We start from the raw sequence: 16878 nt of genomic DNA on the forward strand, positions 1-16878 counted from the left end.
TTTTCAGTAGGGAACTTCTAAAAACCTCCGCATTGAAAAACCATATCGACAGGACTGACGCAAAAACCAAGACCTTTCACCACCGAGGCACGGAGACACAGAGATAAGACAAGAGTAAGTGACTTCATGAAAGATCGATTAAAGAGTGTTTGGAATTTACCATTGGAGCGCTATTGCTTCGCCGACACCTGAGTGGTGCGGTGCTCTGCGGAGTAATGCCATCACGATGCGCAATTACTGCTGTCCTTATGGCACAAGTGGGTCAATTCGCTTTTATTTTTTCTGAAAAATCGTGGTCCAGTAAACCGTAGTAGTCCATGTCAATGTAACGTTGATTTTTCCATGCGACTTCTCTGCGGCATCCTTCCAGCTGAAATCCCAGTTTCAATAAAAGTTCGCTACTGGCCTTATTTGCGCTTTCAACTTCTGCTTCGACTCTGTGTAATTGTCCTGCGCTAAATGCGTGAACTAGCATGGTGCGTAAGCATTCTTGCATCACACCTTGACGCCAGTAATCTGGGTGTAGCCAATAGCCGAGGTCGGCGTTGTGATTGTCCTTATCCCACTCATACAGCCCGCAAGCTCCAATTAATTGATCCGGCATCCCGCATGGACATATTGCCCACCAGCGGCCAGTCTGCTCTGCTTCTAAATGCTGATACCACTCGATTTGCTCTTGTGTCGCAATCAGACTGTCATAAGAAATACCATAATAAGCAATCACTTTTGGGTGTGATAAGCCTTTAAAAATATTGCCGATATCGTCTTGTACTATTTGCCTGAGAACAAAGCGTTGCGAATGCAATTCTGGGAAGTAGTCTTCGGATTTTTGTGGTGTAGAAGCTGCCATGCCTGATCCGTTAGTCGTGATGTTTTTATGTCCGCCTCAAACAGAGGGTGTCATTTTTTACATAGTGTATCTGTATGTAAAACTTTTGCCTGTTTTTGTATCGCTTAAGTATCGCGGCACCATCATCCCGTAAAAAAATGTAATAGTCATCAATATGATGCTGAGGGCAGACTATATTGGCATTGCTTCATTTTACTTTTCTTGATCCCACTCCCAAAGTGGTTTTCGGCTACGCCTCTTATGGCGTAGCTTTTTTTTGCCCGGTTTTGGGCGTCTTTTCTTTCATCTTATCAGGAGCAGCAAGATGTCCTTGCCACTTTCCCGCTTTCCTCTCAAATTTGCAGCTTGCATTGTATTTGCGTGCGCGTTGCTGTCTTTCGTCCAACCTGTACTAGCGATTCCTGTATCGGAATTTCGTGCGGAAGATGCATTGCCAATTCTCGAGGAAGTTAAAAAAAATCTTAGCTTAAGCGCCAATCAGCAGTTGCTGTGGCAGCAGACCGAAGCCAAAGTGCGCAATATTATCCGCACCCGCGAGGCTCGTCGTCGTAACGTGCAAGAATCCATTAAAAATGGCATACAAAACAAAAATACCGAATTACGTGACCTCGCCAAAGTGATGGATCAGGATGAGTTAATTTCTTTGCAGGAGAATCAGCAGCTCAGGGAACTATGGATGACCATGCATGATGCTCTGGACGATAAGCAGCATGAGATTGTCATGAGTTTGCTGATGGAGCAATTGACGCTTGTAGCAGACCAGCCGAGAGACTCACGCGCCGGTGGTGACGGACAGAAGCAAGGTGGTGGACCTCGCGGCGGTAAAGGTGGACCGGGCGGACAAAGTGGCGGCGGTATGCCTGGTGGATCCGGTGGTATGAATCAGGGTGGGCCAGGTGCTGACTAGCAGCTAATAGCTTAAATCATGATTCTCCATCCGACCGCGATCACTTCTAATAATCCAGATGGCATGCGGCTTTCAAAGGAACAATATGACCGCTGTTCTAATCCAAAACCCGGGTTAAATATTGTAGAGATTTTTGTACTTCCAAAAACTATTCCGCTTATTTCATAAGGTTTTTGAAGGATAACGCGCCGGAGAACCGCATAAACACTAGCGCAATATAGTTCTGAACGTGAGATTAATGCGCGGTGTGTGCAATCGGCTTTCTTTTGGAACGGCATGTTCCCATTTACTCTGAAGCTGACCTGACATGAGTAGTAGGCTGCCGTTGCTTAGGGCGATGGTCAGCGGTTTTTGCATGGGATTTGTTTTGTGCCTGAGTTTGAAGCGACGTGTGTCACCTAGGCTCAGGGATGCAATGACGGGCGACGGGCCGAGTTCCGGTTCGTCATCACTATGCCAGCCAACACTGTCATGCTGGTCGCGATACAGATTGAGTAAGACGCTATTGTAGGACTGTTGTGTCAGCTCTTCTATTGCGTGTTTAATGGCTAGCAGCGTTGGCGTCCAGGGGTAGGGGGCAAGTGCCAATCCCGAATATTCATAGCTACTTTGTTTGTCACCATACCATGCAGTCAAGCGTGGTTGCAGATGTGTTTTGCCCCACACGGTGATGGGATCTTGGCGCCAAGGGGTGGTATTGAGTAGCTCGTGAAATAAGTCCGTTGCATACTCTGCCGCATAAAATTGATGCGCAAATGCCAGCTCACCATCGACGATCGTCAGTTGCTCCAGTGTTGTCGGCGCAGAAAAAAGATCATGCATGGCAGCTGGCAAATCGCTTCATTTAATAGGCGCCCATGTAGTCTTTTTTGCCGATTTCAATACCGTTATGGCGCAGCAGTGAATACGCCGTCGTTACATGGAAAAAGAATTGTGGCAAGCCATAGGCCAACAGGTAATTTTGACCGCTGAGTTTTTTTTCTTTCGGCGTGCCAGGACGTAAAACGATATCAAGCTCTTCGCTGCCGTCAAATTGTGCCGGTGTCAGCGTGTCGAGCAGTGCCAATGTTTTTGTGATGCGCGCTTGCAGGTCTGCAAAGCTTTGTTCATTGTCTTCGTAGGATGGGACATCAATACGAGCAAGACGAGCCGAGACGCTTTTCGCAAAGTCGGCTGCTATCTGGATCTGGCGGGTGAATGACAGCATGTCTGGAAACAGACGTGACTGCAACAAAGCCGAAGGTTCGATATTTTTGGCCGTTGCGTGTGCCTCGGCTTTTGCCAGGACGTCGCTTAAGCTCAAGAGCATTTGGCGGAACACGGGTACAGAGGCGGCATACATAGAAATCGTCATAGGAACTCCTGAAAAAGTGATGGCAGCGGGATGTTGTTGTGACTGATATTGCGACGATTGGCATGCAGCAACACAGCGTCTCTTCGCAAAGCATGATGATTATAGTGAGTTACCAGAAAGCGCGTATGAGGGGGCTGAATTTTGCTTGATCAGTGCTGCTAGAAGACTCACGTAAAACTGCTGCGAAGATATTACCGTGTCTCGCTGGAATTATCGTGCGTAAGTCCTGTAATTAAAAAATCGCTGAGACAATTCAATTGCCTCAGCGATTTTTTGACGACGGGTATAGCGCAATATGGCACGGACTAGCTACAGCTCATATCTGTCAGGATGGAAAATTTCCCACACGTACAACGCTGCCGGAGCCGCCTATACTTTTGCTCACTTGTGGATCGCCGTAATAGCTGACAGTGCCGGATCCGCCGATGCTGACTTTTAAATTATCCTTGGTCGCAGTGCTGACCTTGCCTGATCCACCTATACTGATTTTGGCATCATTGACTTTGAGCGCTGCACCGTCGATAGAGCCAGAGCCGCCTATGCTCATAGACACGGTTGATGCAGCACCGGCGACTTTAAAGCTACCGCTGCCGCCAATCGATAATGCCAGACTATCGGCAGCCACACTGCTCAGATTCACCGCACCCGAACCTGCGACGGTTACGCGCAGTTTAGTCGATTGCAGTTTGTCCGCATGAACGGTACCAGAACCACCGACATCCAGTTCGTCAATCTGTTTTAGGCGGATCACGATCTTCATGGTCTTGGTGTCGAAATTCGTGTTTTTTTCAACAGGACGAATTTTAAGCGTTCCATTCTCCACGATGGTTTCAATCAGCGCGAGCAGGTTATCGTCGGTTTCAATAGAAATACCCTCACTGCTTCCTTGCTGTAACTCCACATTGGCTGGCAGACCTACGCTGATGGAAGTGAATTGACTGACGGCACGGTTTTCTATTTGTACCTTACCTGATCCGGCAATTTTCTTGCCTGATGCCCAGTTCCAGCTCCAATCCGCGGCACTTGCAGCCGGAGCATAAGTTGCCAGTCCAATTGCGCCGAATGCTAGGCCAATGACGCAAACACGATGCACAAAACGAGTCAGAGTAGTCATGTTGTTTCCTTATAGGTTAGATCAAACAATGCCGTCGCAGTATGCAGAAAGACGTGGCGAACTGCGAGCTGTTTGCGATGAAATGGTTTTATCGTAGACCAGAACGTCATGGATCTGGATAGGCGGTCGGAGCAATTCAGTGGCAATCGTGATCAGCGATTAATAAATGCCGTATCCCAGGTCGTCCTCGGTGCTGCTTTGTCCAGGTGCCGTTCATTTTCTGCCTGAATACTGGCGATTTCAACCAGTACTTCGTTCGGAAATCCGACTCTATCCTCGCCTGGACCTTGAATAACCAGAGAGGTCAGATAACGCTTCAGGTGCATAGGCTCATTGCAGAACAGGCAAATACGCTGCCATAAATGAGGATAAGCCGTTTTAATGTATTTCCTGGGAGTCAGCCGCTCAATATCATTAATCGACATGGCAACGATGTTGCTCGGTGTCGGATGCGACGAGTAGATTGCCTGAACTGTATCGGGGTTCGGTGGCGTGGTAGTCGCCGCTAATTGCTGGTTGCGCATAATTGTGCTGGCAGCGATATCCGGCTTGGGAGCGGCGATGCTTGAAAAGGGCGCTAAGGTACGTAATATCTGATCAAAAATCGGCAGCGACTGTCTTTCCCAGCGAATGGTCTTGATACCTGCGGCTTTAAAAAAAGCTTCATTGGTCAGGTACTTTCCATCATCACCGAGTTCTTCGTTGAGCTCGATCACACACAATAAACTCATGCTCGCGTCAAAAATCGCATAGTCTATTTTTCGATCTTCGAGATCGGCTTGTTCTGTGCGTCGTAATTTGGCGTCCGTACTCATTGGTTCAAGCAAATCGACCAGATCCACTTTCGGAAAAATATAGCAATTCGGCAGAGCACGACGCAAGCGTCCGAAAAAAACTTGTTCTTCTTTTTCAAAGAAGGGTTTTTCCTCATACGCTGCGGTCGTATTTTTATTTTTCTTGAAAGGGAAAGAAAACATCAATCAGCCTTATGTTCAAAGTGGCATGCGGAGCATTTGTACAATCTCAGCTGCATCTTTTGTCAGCCTGGATCAAGCTCTGCATGTCTTCACGATCATGTCCAAATTTGTTGTCTCAAAGCGCATTCAATCTTTATCTTGAGATTACGCGCTTTAGGAATGATGTGTCGATTTGCGGCAATGTGCCGCAAATAAAGGTTTCAATTTTCAACTTTATTTGCAAAAAAGGCAAGCTTTTTGTTATCTTAATACTACTATTTGAACGACATTTAGGTTAAATAATGTTAAAAAAATAGTTAAAAACGTATTACAAGCGATTTAAAAACCGACTGAATATCGAGGTGGTTAATTTACAACTGCTTTGTCTGAAACGTATCGCATTGCTCCATTTTTCCGCTCTCTAGTCCCCGGCTAAACCAGCGAACCCTTTGTTCCGAACTACCATGGGTGAAGGAGTCGGGGACAACCTGTCCCTGGGCTTTGCGTTGCAGCGCATCGTCACCGATGGCGGTCGCTGCATTCAGAGCGGTTTCTACATCTCCTTTTTCCAGGATGCTACGGGCCTGATTTGCATGAAAAGCCCAGACTCCTGCAAAACAATCCGCCTGCAATTCCATTCTGACTGAAAGGGCATTCCCTTGTATCAGCGAGGCGCGAGCGCGAGCATCATGTACTTTTTCAGAGATGCCCAGCAGATTTTGTACATGATGGCCGACCTCATGCGCAATCACATAGGCTTGTGCGAACTCACCGCCGACATTAAACCGATCTCGCATCAATCGATAAAAACTCAGGTCGATATACACCTTGCTGTCAGACGGACAGTAAAAAGGCCCCGTTGCTGACTCGCCTTTGCCGCAAGCGGTAGACGTGAGATTGTCAAAAATAACTAGATGCGGCGCTGTATATTGCGCGCTTCTGGCACGAAATAATTCGGTCCAGACGTCTTCCGTATCAGCTAGTACCGTACGTACGAACTTGGTTTCTCTGTCATTGGCAGCAGGACGGCTCTGATGAGCCTGCTGATTTGTTGACACCTGCCCACCACCGCCGCCACTTAATAAACTCAATACCGTCAGAGGATTCACGCCAAAAAAGTAGGAGGCCACTAAAGCGATGACGATGGAGCCGATACCGATATGGCGACCGCCTAAGCCACCGCCTGTATTTTCATCACCGCGGCGGTCTTCCACATTATCGCTTTCGCGATTACCTTCCCATTTCATACGAATCCTTCCAGTTGCAATTTAGGTGCAAGGGTATTTAAAGTGCATTTATTAAAGTGTATTTAATTAAGGTCATCGACTTGCAAAGCCTCACGTTTTTTTTGTACGTCATACACGGTCAGTATCGCATGCGCAATCAAGTCAACGGCCGGCCGGGTATTGCCTTGCTTGTCTTCCCATATCTTAGGCGTCAAAGCGCCTGAGAGTGAGATCGCGTCACCATCACCTAATGCGAGCAGCGCTTCTTGCAAATCGTCGTCGAACGCAATCACATTACAAAAAATAGTATCCCCGTCAGCGAGCGCAACGCGTAGCTTACAAGTGACATAATGGCTGCCTGACTGGCCTTGCCGTTGCTGTGCCTGACCGTACAATCTGCCAGCAATGAGTGCATCTATCACATGAACCTTTGTGTGTTATTTAAGTAATTGAAAAAAGTGCTCAGATTTTCTGACGATACGTTTAGATGCTGTCCCGAACAGATCATGGGTTTCTTGCAGCACATATTCATTCATATCTTTCAGATGGAAAATGATTCCGCGAAAATTTGTACCTAAGTAATCGAATGGAGCAAGTTTAGTTTTGACTGGAATATCGCTCGCCAGCAAATTGCGTAATTTGCGTTCCAGATCGTATAAAGATTTTTCATCAAAAGAGACCGTAGTACCTTTGGGAGTAGGGAAGCTCGTAGAAAACGAGGAGTTTTGCCCCATGGGATTTTTGATGGCAATTCTCACGCCGAGCTTTAAGAATTTCGCTGTCGCAAAAAAGTCATTATCATCGTACATGCAATTTCCTCATTTTCAATAGTAAAACAGATCATTTACAGACTTGCCAGATATCGACAATTTTCTTTTTATGTCGCAATGTTTATGAACTAACAGAATCCACTTACTTGCTAGATTCGGGTGCGTTATCCGTTCGCCTAGATCATCAGCAATTTACGCCGCTCATATTCCGTTTTAATAATAAACCGCTGGATAGCAACTTCCATTGCATGCGGTAACTTAAAAAACTTCACCCCGACCCGGTAGCGTCCATGTCCATCCCTGCTGATCAAGGTCACGTGCCTGATGTGACCGGCGCAGATCAAGATTGTTTTGTCTGACAGAGGTATTTCGAGCTGCATAATTTTATCGTCTGCGCGTAGTGATGGCAGTCCGGTTATGGTTGCCCCAAAACCTCCAACGCTCAGGTCATGCAAGACCAGTTCATGGTTTTTTGTCCCGTCTTCTATGAATAAAGCTACTTTGAGCGGATTAGCCACCGGTAATAAATTCCGGTAGGTCTCGCGTCGCTGCAGCCGGATAATACGTTCAGGCAAAGGCATCCAGAACGCCTGATGCTCGCCCCACATGAAACGGTTAGGCTGTAATCCTGTGAATTGCACGCGGATACCATCAGGCATGGCAACAAACGCACAGGTCGCGCTTTTGGGGAGAAGCTTATTTGCCCTCTCGTCACCACCCAGATCAAAAATCAAGGCTTCAGCGCGCGCCTCCAACAACATGCTAAGGATGAATTCCTGACCACCGTTAAAATAAACAGTGACGGGCTCTCTGCGGTGGATGAGATCATTGAATACATTCAATATCTCCATCTTACCGAGCAAAAAATAGCGATCCTCAATTTCGTCGTTGCTCAAGGACGCCGACATGGATTTTTCTCCAAATAATGATGTATATGAAAATACTCTCTGGGAGTAAAGAGGTCAATACCGTTTGGCTGTATATGTAACAAGATACTGATTATCGGGCCCCGGATTTCACCGCTTGATTGCGCAGACGTACCACCTTTACCCCGTCTTAGTAAAAATAGCACCAAAGGAATCAGGGAGAATAAGGGGGCACATCGAAAGTGAAATTAGCAGCTGCCTGTTAAGTCAATAGATAAAGTGGTACTTGTCGTTAGAAATGGCGGCATGGACTGCTACACTATTGTCAGTGCATTACGCGCTGACAATTCCCCGTATTTTTATCGTTGACGGCTTTTGGACAGGAGACCATTAACATGATCAAAGGTAGTTGCTTTCATTTACGTCACGTTCGTAAGGAGGATGTTCCCGAACTGATCACTCTAATGAATTCGGCCGAAGCCAAAGGCGAATTTTTGTCACTTGAGGTGATGTTGCCTGGCGCATTGGAAAAGAAGTTTGAGGCTGAATCCCAGTCCAAAGACATTAGTGAGAGCTTCCTCATTATTGAAGGGCAAGAGGCTAATCAAGGCACGAAGAAGGACACAATACTTGGCCGCGTTTTTCACTTCAAGACTGTGCCTTACTTTAACTCGCGTGAAATTGGCTATGGCATGTTCATCAGCAAGATGCGAGGTAAAGGTATCATGACCGAAGCGGTTCAGTTACTGACTGACTACCTGTTTAACACCACGCTGCTCAACCGGCTGGAGATTCATATGCATGTCGATAATATCGCCTCAGAAAAAGTCGCCATCAATTGTGGTTATCTGAAAGAAGGTATCGCTCGCGGCGCTGCCTTCAGCCGCGGCAAGCATATCGATATTACGATGTATGCCTTGTTGCGTAGTGATTGGGAGCAATTGAATCGGTCTAAACCTTAGTCACACACAAAGTCATCGTACTCCCGATCTGATTACTGATTTAATTTTGATCAGATCTCGGTGCCGGATCAGCATCCATCGCCGGACAAATAACAGATGCATCTATTTTGACGAACACAGAGATATTTTAATATGACCCGTTTAATCACCCAGCAAACCTTAGCCGAGTTGACGCGCGCTGCCAAAGAGAGTCCGCGCTTGCGCAAAAATTTGAACTTTCACACCAGTAATGACAGCGCTTGTCATCGATTGTTAAATGCCTTAGAGCCCGGTACCTACGTCGCTCCACATCGTCATTTGCATACGGAAAAAGATGAGACCATGATGGTGATTCGCGGTAGCTTCGGCGTGCTGTTATTTGACGAGCAGGGTGTGATAAGCGAGACCGTCGTACTCTCGCAAACCCAGGGCAGTCTTGGCATCACCATCCCGGCCGGTGTGTTTCACAGCATGGTGGCACTCGAAAGTGGTTCGATATTTTTTGAGAGCAAAGCCGGACCCTATGCCGCTCTAGCTGAAGAAGAGAAGGCGCAATGGGCGCCAGCCGAAGGTGATTCTGCCTGCGTCGCCTATCTGCAAAATATGACAGCGCAATTTGCCTAGTAATCATCAGTCAGTTGGAGTTTGGACGTGCGCCGGTAATTCAAGAGTGATGCTGCAATGAGATCAGTTATTTCCGGTCTTACTTCCAGCTGAATGACAGTCAGGATCCTCGCTAGCTGCGGGGATTTTTTCTATGACAATGACGTTCTTGTCCATCGGCGCAAGGACCTGTGATTTGACCGTCTGCTCAGCAACTGCTTTACGCGGACGTACCGGTTGTGGATGATGTAACCAAAACATAGCTTACTCTTAATAGGATGAGAAACTGAGATGGGGCGTCCAGAATCGAATACAAGTCCCATCCAGATTATGCTTGCCTGATATCGTCGTGTGGAACACACGCGGTGTGCGTCCTGATGATGACGGACGTCGCCAAACCATCTTTTCCGCCTATCAATCCTATCGACGTCTAGGTATGGCTATCAGGCATTCGCCAATATTGATTAATGAGCTGGCTTGGTCCGCTCAATAAATGCCGCGTGCGGATAGTCTGTCGGTGCAAAGGGAAAGCCTTTCAACGTCAGCCATGTACAGGCTTCTTGCATATCCGAAAAATAGCTCACCAGATGTTCCGGTAAGTTACCGGTCTGTCGCTGATGGATTGCCTGGCGCATCTGATCCGGTACGATGACGGCCAGGCAGACGCAACCGTGCTGGAAAGCCCATTCACGCATTTGCGGAAAAGCTTGCAGGGATGAGGCGCTGGACATTTCCCAATGTGCTGCATTGGTGAGCCCCGCCCACGGCGTGCCTATCGGCGCTTTTTTTTGTGTATCACGAAAGCAGGCCAGAGTGCCTTGCTCGTTGAAGCTGCCAGCGGTGGTGCGAACCAACACGTTACGAACGAGGGAAATCTCCCATTCACCATGTATTTTCATTAGCTAAATTTGTACGGTGTAGGTACATATCAAGTACAGTTTAAGGCATGATTGTACTCAGTTTGTTCAACGCTTGCCGTTGCTGACCTGGTGCTGGTCACTAGGGGTAACTGTCAAAATCAGGCTGTGTAATCAGAGCAATTATTGAACGGGAGTTTTAGGGAACAAGCGCAAAGAAACCGGCGCACTGAGTTTTTTCTGGTCACGGCTTGCTGCTTTGAATTTACAGGTTTTGACCAATTCTACGCTGGCTCTGTCCAGCTCTAGTTTGCCGCTCCCCCACTCCAGCGAAAAACGCCCTGGCATCCCGATGTCGGAGATATACGCGCCAACCACAATGCCCCGGCCAGGCTCTTTGTCGCTGGCAAAGCGCACCAGCTCAGATTCGGCGCAGCTTTCCGGGATCAGTTCAGGCTGATATTCAATCGCGCCCTCATAGAACCATTTATACGCAACGACCTTCGTCACTTTTATATTCGGTGCCGTTGCCATTAGCTGACAGCCTGTGATCGCATTGGTGACCGTATCGTCAAGTATGCGCCACCCGCTACTTTTCAGAATACTGATTCCCTCAATTTTGCCACTCTCATCAATAGTGAGGCCGATGATGGAATTACCCTGAAAGGCATTGCGTAGTGCAACCTTAGGATATTCCGGCTTGCGGCAGCGGCTCAAAAGATCAAAATCAGGGCGGCTATCTGGCGTTTCTGTAGCTGACGCTGGCGCCGCTGTGGTCGCTGTGTCTTGAGCATACGACAGAGTCGTCACGCTGATCAGAAGGGTGCCGAGGAAATTTTTTATTAGTTGAGGCATGCAGAACTCGCTTTATCCCTGAGCGGGATTGGGTTGGTTGGGATTGGTCGCATCGCCATCTACAAAAACGGTACTGCGATACATTATTGTTGAGTAATGGCTAACAAAAATCAACACAAACAGTATCCTACAATAAATATTGCTTTTCAATCAATTTATTTCTTTGATGATAAGTAATATGTGAGTTGACTGAGTCTCATTTTGCCCTATGCGTTCTGGCAGATGTTTTGTGGCGATGCGCCGGGGTTTGCCTGCGAGCTCAGGCGTTGCCTGATTTTATGAAGTCTTCGCTGCAGACGGTTTCGTTTTTTTTACTTTTTTCACCGGAGCAGGTAATGCTGCGACGGTGGAGAGCGCAAGCTGGCAAAGGCGCTCGCGGTCTTCCCACATATCAGCGTCCAGCAAAAACCTGGGCTTGGCTGAGGGGTAGGGTGGTGCTTCGGTTACCGTGTCGAGAAAAGTGCGTCCGGCATCCGTCGGTTTGATAAATAATTGATCATCACAAATGACGGCAAACATTTTTTCCGATAAATACAGGTCATATTCGCCAAACATACGTTTTGCCGTGACGGCGCCACAGCCACTCAACTGATCCACAATAAATTCAACACTGCTCGCCTGACTTGCCATGGTGATTCCTGTCTGATGACCGTTATATGTTTATCTGCTGTCGCTATCGATGTCGCTCTAAAACAGCGTGGATTCCACTCAGTTGCAATTGAACAGACGTTCAGCTTTTTGCAAAACGTTGATCCAGATATGCCATGATGTCACGTGACTCATAGAGCCATTTCACGCTCCCATCATCGTTGGTGATGCTCAGGCAAGGCACTTTCGGACTACCGCCTTGTGCCAGTAAGGTGTCGCGGTGTTGTTTTGATCCCTGAGTATCACGCAGTTCTATGCTTAAAGAGAGTCGGCGCATTTCCTGACGGACTTTGATGCAAAACGGGCAGGTGTTGAACTGATATAGCGCCAGTTTTTTACAAGCGGCATCGACATTTTTTTGCGCATCGGGTGTGCGCTCCAGACCTTTTGGCCGCGCCAGATATTCGTTCAGCAACATGAAAGGACCAAGGATGGTACGGATGAATCTGAAAAAGTATTTCATGAATTCTTTCGGTAGAAACAGTGAGTAATGCCGGGAGCTGTGCAGGCAATCTCGGTCATTGAATGTAGTGTTGCCGTGATCAGCGTCGTGCCGGCATTGTAGCTGAGACCGTCGTCCATTTAGTGGCTTTAGCTCTGAAGCGATATGATCAGTAGGGCGTTTTTTTAAAATTCTAAAAAGCGAACCGCATACTTTAAGCGCCTCGTGGCGCATAAATGCTCTGGAAGCCTCATGGGTGTTGCGGATTCATTTTAAAAAATACGAAAATTACTCAGCAATGCCCAAATAAATACCTCAATAAGTACGCAAGCAGATAAGCTCGGAACAAAAAAATGGCGGACAGTATTTGTCCGCCATCTGCGACTCACTTTTTATGTACTTACCAGATCGATACGCGCTGCTCCGGTGGCAGGTACATCTGGTCACCCGGCTTCACATCAAAGGAGGTATAAAAATCCGGATGATTCTTCAAGCTCCCATTAACGCGGAATTCGCCGGGAGAATGCGGATCGGTTTTGATCAGCGCCAGCGAACGTTGTTCACGCGATTTGTTGCGACGTGCTTGTGCCAGACCCATGAACAAGCGCTGTTCTGCCGTCCAGCCGTCAATCACCGGCGCGGGTTTGCCTTCCAGCGATAACTTGTAGGCGCGCAGTGCCATAACGATACCGGCGTTATCCGCGATGTTTTCGCCGAGTGTCAATTCACCATTTAGAAAATGGCCTGGCACCGGGCTATAGCCGTTGTACTGCTCAACCAATGCCTTGGTTTTGCGATTGAATTTTTCGCGGTCTTCTTTGGTCCACCAGTCGCGCAGATTGCCATCGCCGTCATATTGCGAACCCTGATCATCAAAGGCGTGACTGATCTCATGACCAATCGAGATGCCGAGCGCACCGTAGTTAACGGCGTCTTCTGCGTTCACATTAAATAGCGGTGATTGCAGGCGCGCTGCGGGAAAGACGATTTCATTCATTTCCGGGCTGTAATAGGCATTGACCGTTTGCGGTGTCATGTGCCATTCTTCACGATCGATAGGCTTACCGAGTTTGGCCATTTGTAAGGCATGTTCTGCCATACGCAGTCGCATCAGATTGCCGAGCAAATCGTCTTTGCTGATCTGAATGGCAGAGTAGTCATGCCACTTGCTGGGGTAGCCGATCTTGACACTGATTTTGGCGAGTTTGGCTTGTGCTTGCTTTTTGGTTTCTGGACTCATCCAGTCGAGAGTATTGATACTTTCTTTAAATGCGGCGAGGAAGTAGCGGACCATTTTTTCTGTGCGGGCTTTGACTTCAGGTGCAAAATATTTTTCGACATAGGCCTGACCGACGGCTTCGCCCATGACCTGATCAACCAGTGCTACGCCGCGCTTATCACGTGAACGATTTTCTTTGATGCCAGCAAGGATCACACCTTTAAACGCAAAATTTTCATCAACAAACGCAGTCGATAAATAAGGGCTGGAGTTACTGATCAGATGCCATGTGAAATAGGTCTTCCAGGTATCGAGTGAGGTATTTTGTACTATCTCGTTCATCCCTGTAAGGAAACTGGGTTGCTCCACCACGACGGCATTGACCTTGCCTGCAACGCCGGCGGCTTGCAAATAGGTGGACCAGTCATAGGCTGGTGTCAGCGCGTTGAGTTGCTGGATATCGAGTTTGTTATAAGTTTTGATCGGGTCGCGATTCTGTACCTGCGTCCATTGAACTTTGGCTAGTCCGGTCTCTAAGGCAACGATGTTTCTGGCATTGGCTGCGGCCTCTTTATCGCCCGCGAGACTCAGCATTTTTTCAATATGTGCCTGATACTTCGCAAGGATGTCTGCCATCTTGGCATCGTCTCGCTTCAGGTAATAATCACGGTTGGGCAAGCCCAGTCCCGATTGGGCGATACCGACGATGTACTGCGTCGAATTTTTATTATCCTGACCCACGTTCATCCGATATGGTGTGGTCACACCAATGGATTGCAGATGGGCGATCAGTGCGGTCAGTTGTTTTTTATCGCTCAGTGCTGCTATCGTTGCCAGCTCTGTGCTGAGTGACTGGATACCCAGCGCATCGAGCTTTTTTTGATCCATGAAGCTGTTGTACAGATCACCGATTTTTTGCTGATTGCTTCCTGCGATTTTGTTTGACTGATTGGCAGCCTCTTCAACGATGGTACGCAATTGCTGCTGCACGTCTTCACGCGCTTTCATGAACGTACCCCAGTCGGATTTGTCTGACGGAATCTCGGTTGCCTTCAGCCACGCACCTTGTGAATACCGGTAAAAATCATTTTGCGCCCGCACTGTGTTGTCGATGCTGTCCGTTTGTATGCCTGAGCTTACTGTGCCAACGATTAATGCGGTATCCGCCGCATAAACTGGGCAGCTAAGTGTGCTCACAACACTGAGTGTGCTGAGGATGCTGGCTGTGAGGGTACTGAGAAGGAGGCGTTTCATGACATCGTTACTTTCAGATAGGGATAAATTCTGGACGGCCGTTACCGTATGACGCAGTGTAAGAGTGACACAGTACTATTGCAGGCTATTTTGTATCGTTAGATGCTAGACATCATGATGTTCGGCTAAGTTCCTGTCCATCGTCAAGTGGCTGATCGGGATTGCAATGAGATTCGACTCGCCGGTGTGATGCGCTAATGCGATGTGCAGATGCCATATGTTAGGTCGATGCACTAATACGATACATCCGGCACTTAATAAGCTTGCTGATACAGGCGCATCACCCATCTCTCACATGAGATAAATGGGTGACCAACATGGATAACGATAATGTGCGATGTGATGAGCTTACGTTCCCGAAAATAGCCTAAGCCGCCTTCGCCGGAATCCGCTCCAATACCGCCAGCAATAGTGTCCAGAATTGTCCGACCGTCGTGATATTCACCATCTCATCCGGGCCATGTGGGAAGCGGATTGTCGGGCCGATTGAGACCATGTCCAGATCGGGATAATGTTTTTTAAACAGACCACATTCCAGTCCCGCATGGATCACCATGATCGTCGGTTCTCTGTGATAAATACTTTCGTAAGTATTCTTCACGATCGCCATTACAGGGGAGCTTGTGTCTGGCTTCCATCCCGGATAGCAGCCAGTGAAGGTGATACTGGCGTCTGCCAGATCACTCAATGATTGCAGGGTGTTTTCAATGTTTTCACGACCACTGTCGATCAGCGAACGGATCATGCAGACGATGCTGACGCTGTCGTCGAGCGTACTGATGACGCCGACATTGAGTGAGCTCTCGGTCACGCCGATAATCTCGTCGCTCATACGGATCACGCCGTTCGGGCAGCTATTGATTAGGTTGATCAATGTCTTTTGCGTGGCTGCCTGCATGACGCGTACCGGAGTTGTGGTAGCAGCCAGTGTGGTGATGGCAAGCTTTATTGCTGGCTCGACCTTCGCGAGTTCCGCTTGTAAGATATTTTGGTATTGCGTCACGCGCTGTTGCAGCAAATCGGCATTATCCGCTGGCATCGTAAAGCTGCATTGCGCTTCACGCGGGATTGCATTGCGCAAGGAGCCGCCTTTGATCTCACTCAGCGCCAGCCCCAACTCTGAGGCATGACCTGCCAAAAAGCGTGCTAGTAATTTATTTGCATTGCCACGACCCAAATGAATGTTCACGCCAGAATGACCGCCCTTGAGGCCAGAGATGCTCAGTGTGAAGGCGATGTGGCCCGCTTGAGCTGTCTGCCATTGCAGTGGCAAACTGATCTCGGCGTCGACACCACCGGCGCAACCCATGTAGATTTCACCTTCTTGTTCGGAATCCGTATTGATCAGAATCTTAGCATCCAGCATGCCCGCTTGCAGGCCAAACGCACCTGTCATGCCAGCCTCTTCATCAACCGTCAACAAGACTTCTAGTGGGCCGTGTCGGATATCGTCAGAACCAAGAATTGCCAGTGCCGATGACATGCCGATGCCGTTATCCGAGCCTAGTGTGGTGCCGGTCGCTTTGACCCAGTCACCGTCAATCCATGGCTGAATCGGGTCGGTGACAAAGTCGTGCACCTTGTCCGCATTCTTCTGCGGCACCATGTCCAGATGCGCCTGAATTACGACGGTCTTGCGATCTTCCATCCCTGTGGTCGCTGGCTTGCGTATGATCAGATTGCCGACATGATCGACTACCACAGACAGGCCGCGTTCTTTCGCCCAAGACTGAATGTGTGCGCTCAATGCCGCTTCATGTTTTGACGGATGTGGAATCGCACATACCTGGGAAAACCATTGCCACAAAGATTGAGGAAAAAGTTGGTTGATGCTAGAAGTTATCGTCACGATGCGTATCCTGTTGCGCCCCAGTAGAGAAGGCTGAGGGCGGCAATCTTACCATACCGCCAGATCTGGTTAGCGAGCGTTGCCTGTGCGGGGATGCAGGCAATAAGAACCAGTAAGCGGACAATCAGACTGACAGTACAGACAATCGCATAAACGAATAGACCCCG

19 protein-coding genes are annotated in these 16878 nt (G+C 48.2%); 3 read left to right on the plus strand and 16 right to left on the minus strand.

Features of this window, described 5'->3' with window-relative positions:
• Window positions 1-262: 262 nt before the first annotated feature.
• Complete coding sequence (locus ACO0LE_RS13815; protein WP_422960934.1) at window positions 263-850, minus strand: GNAT family N-acetyltransferase; 588 nt, start codon at window positions 848-850, stop codon at window positions 263-265.
• 304 nt (window positions 851-1154) lie between these two features.
• On the opposite strand from ACO0LE_RS13815, the gene ACO0LE_RS13820 reads away from it, so the two are divergent.
• Window positions 1155-1757: a hypothetical protein gene (locus ACO0LE_RS13820; RefSeq protein ID WP_422960935.1), complete on the plus strand. Its 603-nt coding sequence runs from the start codon at window positions 1155-1157 to the stop codon at window positions 1755-1757.
• A gap of 207 nt (window positions 1758-1964) precedes the next feature.
• On the opposite strand, the gene ACO0LE_RS13825 is transcribed toward ACO0LE_RS13820, so the two are convergent.
• The 8 genes from ACO0LE_RS13825 to ACO0LE_RS13860 all read right to left on the minus strand — a co-directional run bounded on the left by ACO0LE_RS13825 (window position 1965) and on the right by ACO0LE_RS13860 (window position 8085).
• On the minus strand, window positions 1965-2579 hold the full coding sequence (locus ACO0LE_RS13825) for an alpha-ketoglutarate-dependent dioxygenase AlkB family protein (protein ID WP_422960937.1): 615 nt from the start codon (window positions 2577-2579) through the stop codon (window positions 1965-1967).
• A 22-nt stretch (window positions 2580-2601) separates the two neighbouring features.
• Window positions 2602-3111, minus strand: coding sequence for a DUF1993 domain-containing protein (locus ACO0LE_RS13830; protein ID WP_422960938.1), 510 nt, complete (start codon window positions 3109-3111; stop codon window positions 2602-2604).
• Between the two features lie 325 nt (window positions 3112-3436).
• Window positions 3437-4225, minus strand: a complete 789-nt coding sequence (locus ACO0LE_RS13835; protein WP_422960939.1) for a head GIN domain-containing protein — start codon at window positions 4223-4225, stop codon at window positions 3437-3439.
• A 152-nt stretch (window positions 4226-4377) separates the two neighbouring features.
• Complete coding sequence (locus ACO0LE_RS13840; RefSeq protein WP_422960940.1) at window positions 4378-5202, minus strand: DUF2726 domain-containing protein; 825 nt, start codon at window positions 5200-5202, stop codon at window positions 4378-4380.
• 350 nt (window positions 5203-5552) lie between these two features.
• A complete protein-coding gene (ypfJ, locus tag ACO0LE_RS13845) occupies window positions 5553-6428 on the minus strand; it encodes a KPN_02809 family neutral zinc metallopeptidase (RefSeq protein ID WP_422960941.1) in 876 nt (291 codons plus the stop codon).
• Between the two features lie 62 nt (window positions 6429-6490).
• Complete coding sequence (locus tag ACO0LE_RS13850) at window positions 6491-6829, minus strand: single-stranded DNA-binding protein (RefSeq protein ID WP_422960942.1); 339 nt, start codon at window positions 6827-6829, stop codon at window positions 6491-6493.
• Between the two features lie 15 nt (window positions 6830-6844).
• Window positions 6845-7216 carry a hypothetical protein gene (locus ACO0LE_RS13855; RefSeq protein ID WP_422960943.1) on the minus strand — a complete coding sequence of 124 codons (372 nt, stop codon included), beginning with the start codon at window positions 7214-7216 and terminating at the stop codon, window positions 6845-6847.
• 137 nt (window positions 7217-7353) lie between these two features.
• A complete protein-coding gene (locus tag ACO0LE_RS13860; protein ID WP_422960944.1) occupies window positions 7354-8085 on the minus strand; it encodes a flagellar brake protein in 732 nt (243 codons plus the stop codon).
• Window positions 8086-8438: 353 nt separating this feature from the next.
• On the opposite strand from ACO0LE_RS13860, the gene ACO0LE_RS13865 reads away from it, so the two are divergent.
• Window positions 8439-9005: a GNAT family N-acetyltransferase gene (locus ACO0LE_RS13865; protein WP_422960945.1), complete on the plus strand. Its 567-nt coding sequence runs from the start codon at window positions 8439-8441 to the stop codon at window positions 9003-9005.
• Window positions 9006-9137: 132 nt separating this feature from the next.
• Window positions 9138-9608, plus strand: a complete 471-nt coding sequence (locus ACO0LE_RS13870; protein ID WP_422960946.1) for a WbuC family cupin fold metalloprotein — start codon at window positions 9138-9140, stop codon at window positions 9606-9608.
• Between the two features lie 63 nt (window positions 9609-9671).
• Here ACO0LE_RS13870 and ACO0LE_RS13875 read toward each other — a convergent pair whose 3' ends face one another.
• From ACO0LE_RS13875 to ACO0LE_RS13905, 7 genes are all read right to left on the minus strand, one after another.
• Window positions 9672-9848 carry a hypothetical protein gene (locus tag ACO0LE_RS13875; protein WP_422960947.1) on the minus strand — a complete coding sequence of 59 codons (177 nt, stop codon included), beginning with the start codon at window positions 9846-9848 and terminating at the stop codon, window positions 9672-9674.
• Between the two features lie 203 nt (window positions 9849-10051).
• The gene (locus ACO0LE_RS13880) at window positions 10052-10486 is read right to left on the minus strand and encodes a hypothetical protein (protein ID WP_422960948.1); all 435 of its coding nucleotides are present in this window, start codon (window positions 10484-10486) and stop codon (window positions 10052-10054) included.
• Between the two features lie 141 nt (window positions 10487-10627).
• Entirely contained in the window at window positions 10628-11299 is a 672-nt protein-coding gene (locus ACO0LE_RS13885; RefSeq protein WP_422960949.1) for an energy transducer TonB, read from the minus strand.
• A gap of 276 nt (window positions 11300-11575) precedes the next feature.
• Window positions 11576-11929 carry a TfoX/Sxy family protein gene (locus tag ACO0LE_RS13890; RefSeq protein ID WP_422960950.1) on the minus strand — a complete coding sequence of 118 codons (354 nt, stop codon included), beginning with the start codon at window positions 11927-11929 and terminating at the stop codon, window positions 11576-11578.
• 100 nt (window positions 11930-12029) lie between these two features.
• Window positions 12030-12410 (minus strand): glutathione S-transferase N-terminal domain-containing protein, encoded by a 381-nt coding sequence (locus ACO0LE_RS13895; protein ID WP_422960951.1) that lies wholly within the window; start codon window positions 12408-12410, stop codon window positions 12030-12032.
• 379 nt (window positions 12411-12789) lie between these two features.
• Window positions 12790-14862, minus strand: coding sequence for a M13 family metallopeptidase (locus ACO0LE_RS13900; RefSeq protein WP_422960952.1), 2073 nt, complete (start codon window positions 14860-14862; stop codon window positions 12790-12792).
• Between the two features lie 367 nt (window positions 14863-15229).
• A complete protein-coding gene (locus tag ACO0LE_RS13905) occupies window positions 15230-16711 on the minus strand; it encodes an aminoacyl-histidine dipeptidase (protein WP_422960953.1) in 1482 nt (493 codons plus the stop codon).
• Window positions 16712-16878 lie beyond the last annotated feature (167 nt).

The sequence above is a fragment of the Undibacterium sp. Xuan67W genome (genome assembly GCF_049340165.1).
Classification (GTDB): domain Bacteria; phylum Pseudomonadota; class Gammaproteobacteria; order Burkholderiales; family Burkholderiaceae_D; genus Undibacterium.

Excerpts from the sequence above, each read along its gene's own strand:
- ACO0LE_RS13815 (WP_422960934.1), bottom strand. The coding sequence starts at position 850 with ATGGCAGCTTCTACACCACAAAAATCCGAAGACTACTTCCCAGAATTG.
- ACO0LE_RS13820 (WP_422960935.1), top strand. The coding sequence starts at position 1,155 with ATGTCCTTGCCACTTTCCCGCTTTCCTCTCAAATTTGCAGCTTGCATT.
- ACO0LE_RS13825 (WP_422960937.1), bottom strand. The coding sequence starts at position 2,579 with ATGCATGATCTTTTTTCTGCGCCGACAACACTGGAGCAACTGACGATC.
- ACO0LE_RS13830 (WP_422960938.1), bottom strand. The coding sequence starts at position 3,111 with ATGACGATTTCTATGTATGCCGCCTCTGTACCCGTGTTCCGCCAAATG.
- ACO0LE_RS13835 (WP_422960939.1), bottom strand. The coding sequence starts at position 4,225 with ATGACTACTCTGACTCGTTTTGTGCATCGTGTTTGCGTCATTGGCCTA.
- ACO0LE_RS13840 (WP_422960940.1), bottom strand. The coding sequence starts at position 5,202 with ATGTTTTCTTTCCCTTTCAAGAAAAATAAAAATACGACCGCAGCGTAT.
- ypfJ (WP_422960941.1), bottom strand. The coding sequence starts at position 6,428 with ATGAAATGGGAAGGTAATCGCGAAAGCGATAATGTGGAAGACCGCCGC.
- ACO0LE_RS13855 (WP_422960943.1), bottom strand. The coding sequence starts at position 7,216 with ATGTACGATGATAATGACTTTTTTGCGACAGCGAAATTCTTAAAGCTC.
- ACO0LE_RS13860 (WP_422960944.1), bottom strand. The coding sequence starts at position 8,085 with ATGTCGGCGTCCTTGAGCAACGACGAAATTGAGGATCGCTATTTTTTG.
- ACO0LE_RS13865 (WP_422960945.1), top strand. The coding sequence starts at position 8,439 with ATGATCAAAGGTAGTTGCTTTCATTTACGTCACGTTCGTAAGGAGGAT.
- ACO0LE_RS13870 (WP_422960946.1), top strand. The coding sequence starts at position 9,138 with ATGACCCGTTTAATCACCCAGCAAACCTTAGCCGAGTTGACGCGCGCT.
- ACO0LE_RS13875 (WP_422960947.1), bottom strand. The coding sequence starts at position 9,848 with ATGTTTTGGTTACATCATCCACAACCGGTACGTCCGCGTAAAGCAGTT.
- ACO0LE_RS13880 (WP_422960948.1), bottom strand. The coding sequence starts at position 10,486 with ATGAAAATACATGGTGAATGGGAGATTTCCCTCGTTCGTAACGTGTTG.
- ACO0LE_RS13885 (WP_422960949.1), bottom strand. The coding sequence starts at position 11,299 with ATGCCTCAACTAATAAAAAATTTCCTCGGCACCCTTCTGATCAGCGTG.
- ACO0LE_RS13890 (WP_422960950.1), bottom strand. The coding sequence starts at position 11,929 with ATGGCAAGTCAGGCGAGCAGTGTTGAATTTATTGTGGATCAGTTGAGT.
- ACO0LE_RS13895 (WP_422960951.1), bottom strand. The coding sequence starts at position 12,410 with ATGAAATACTTTTTCAGATTCATCCGTACCATCCTTGGTCCTTTCATG.
- ACO0LE_RS13900 (WP_422960952.1), bottom strand. The coding sequence starts at position 14,862 with ATGAAACGCCTCCTTCTCAGTACCCTCACAGCCAGCATCCTCAGCACA.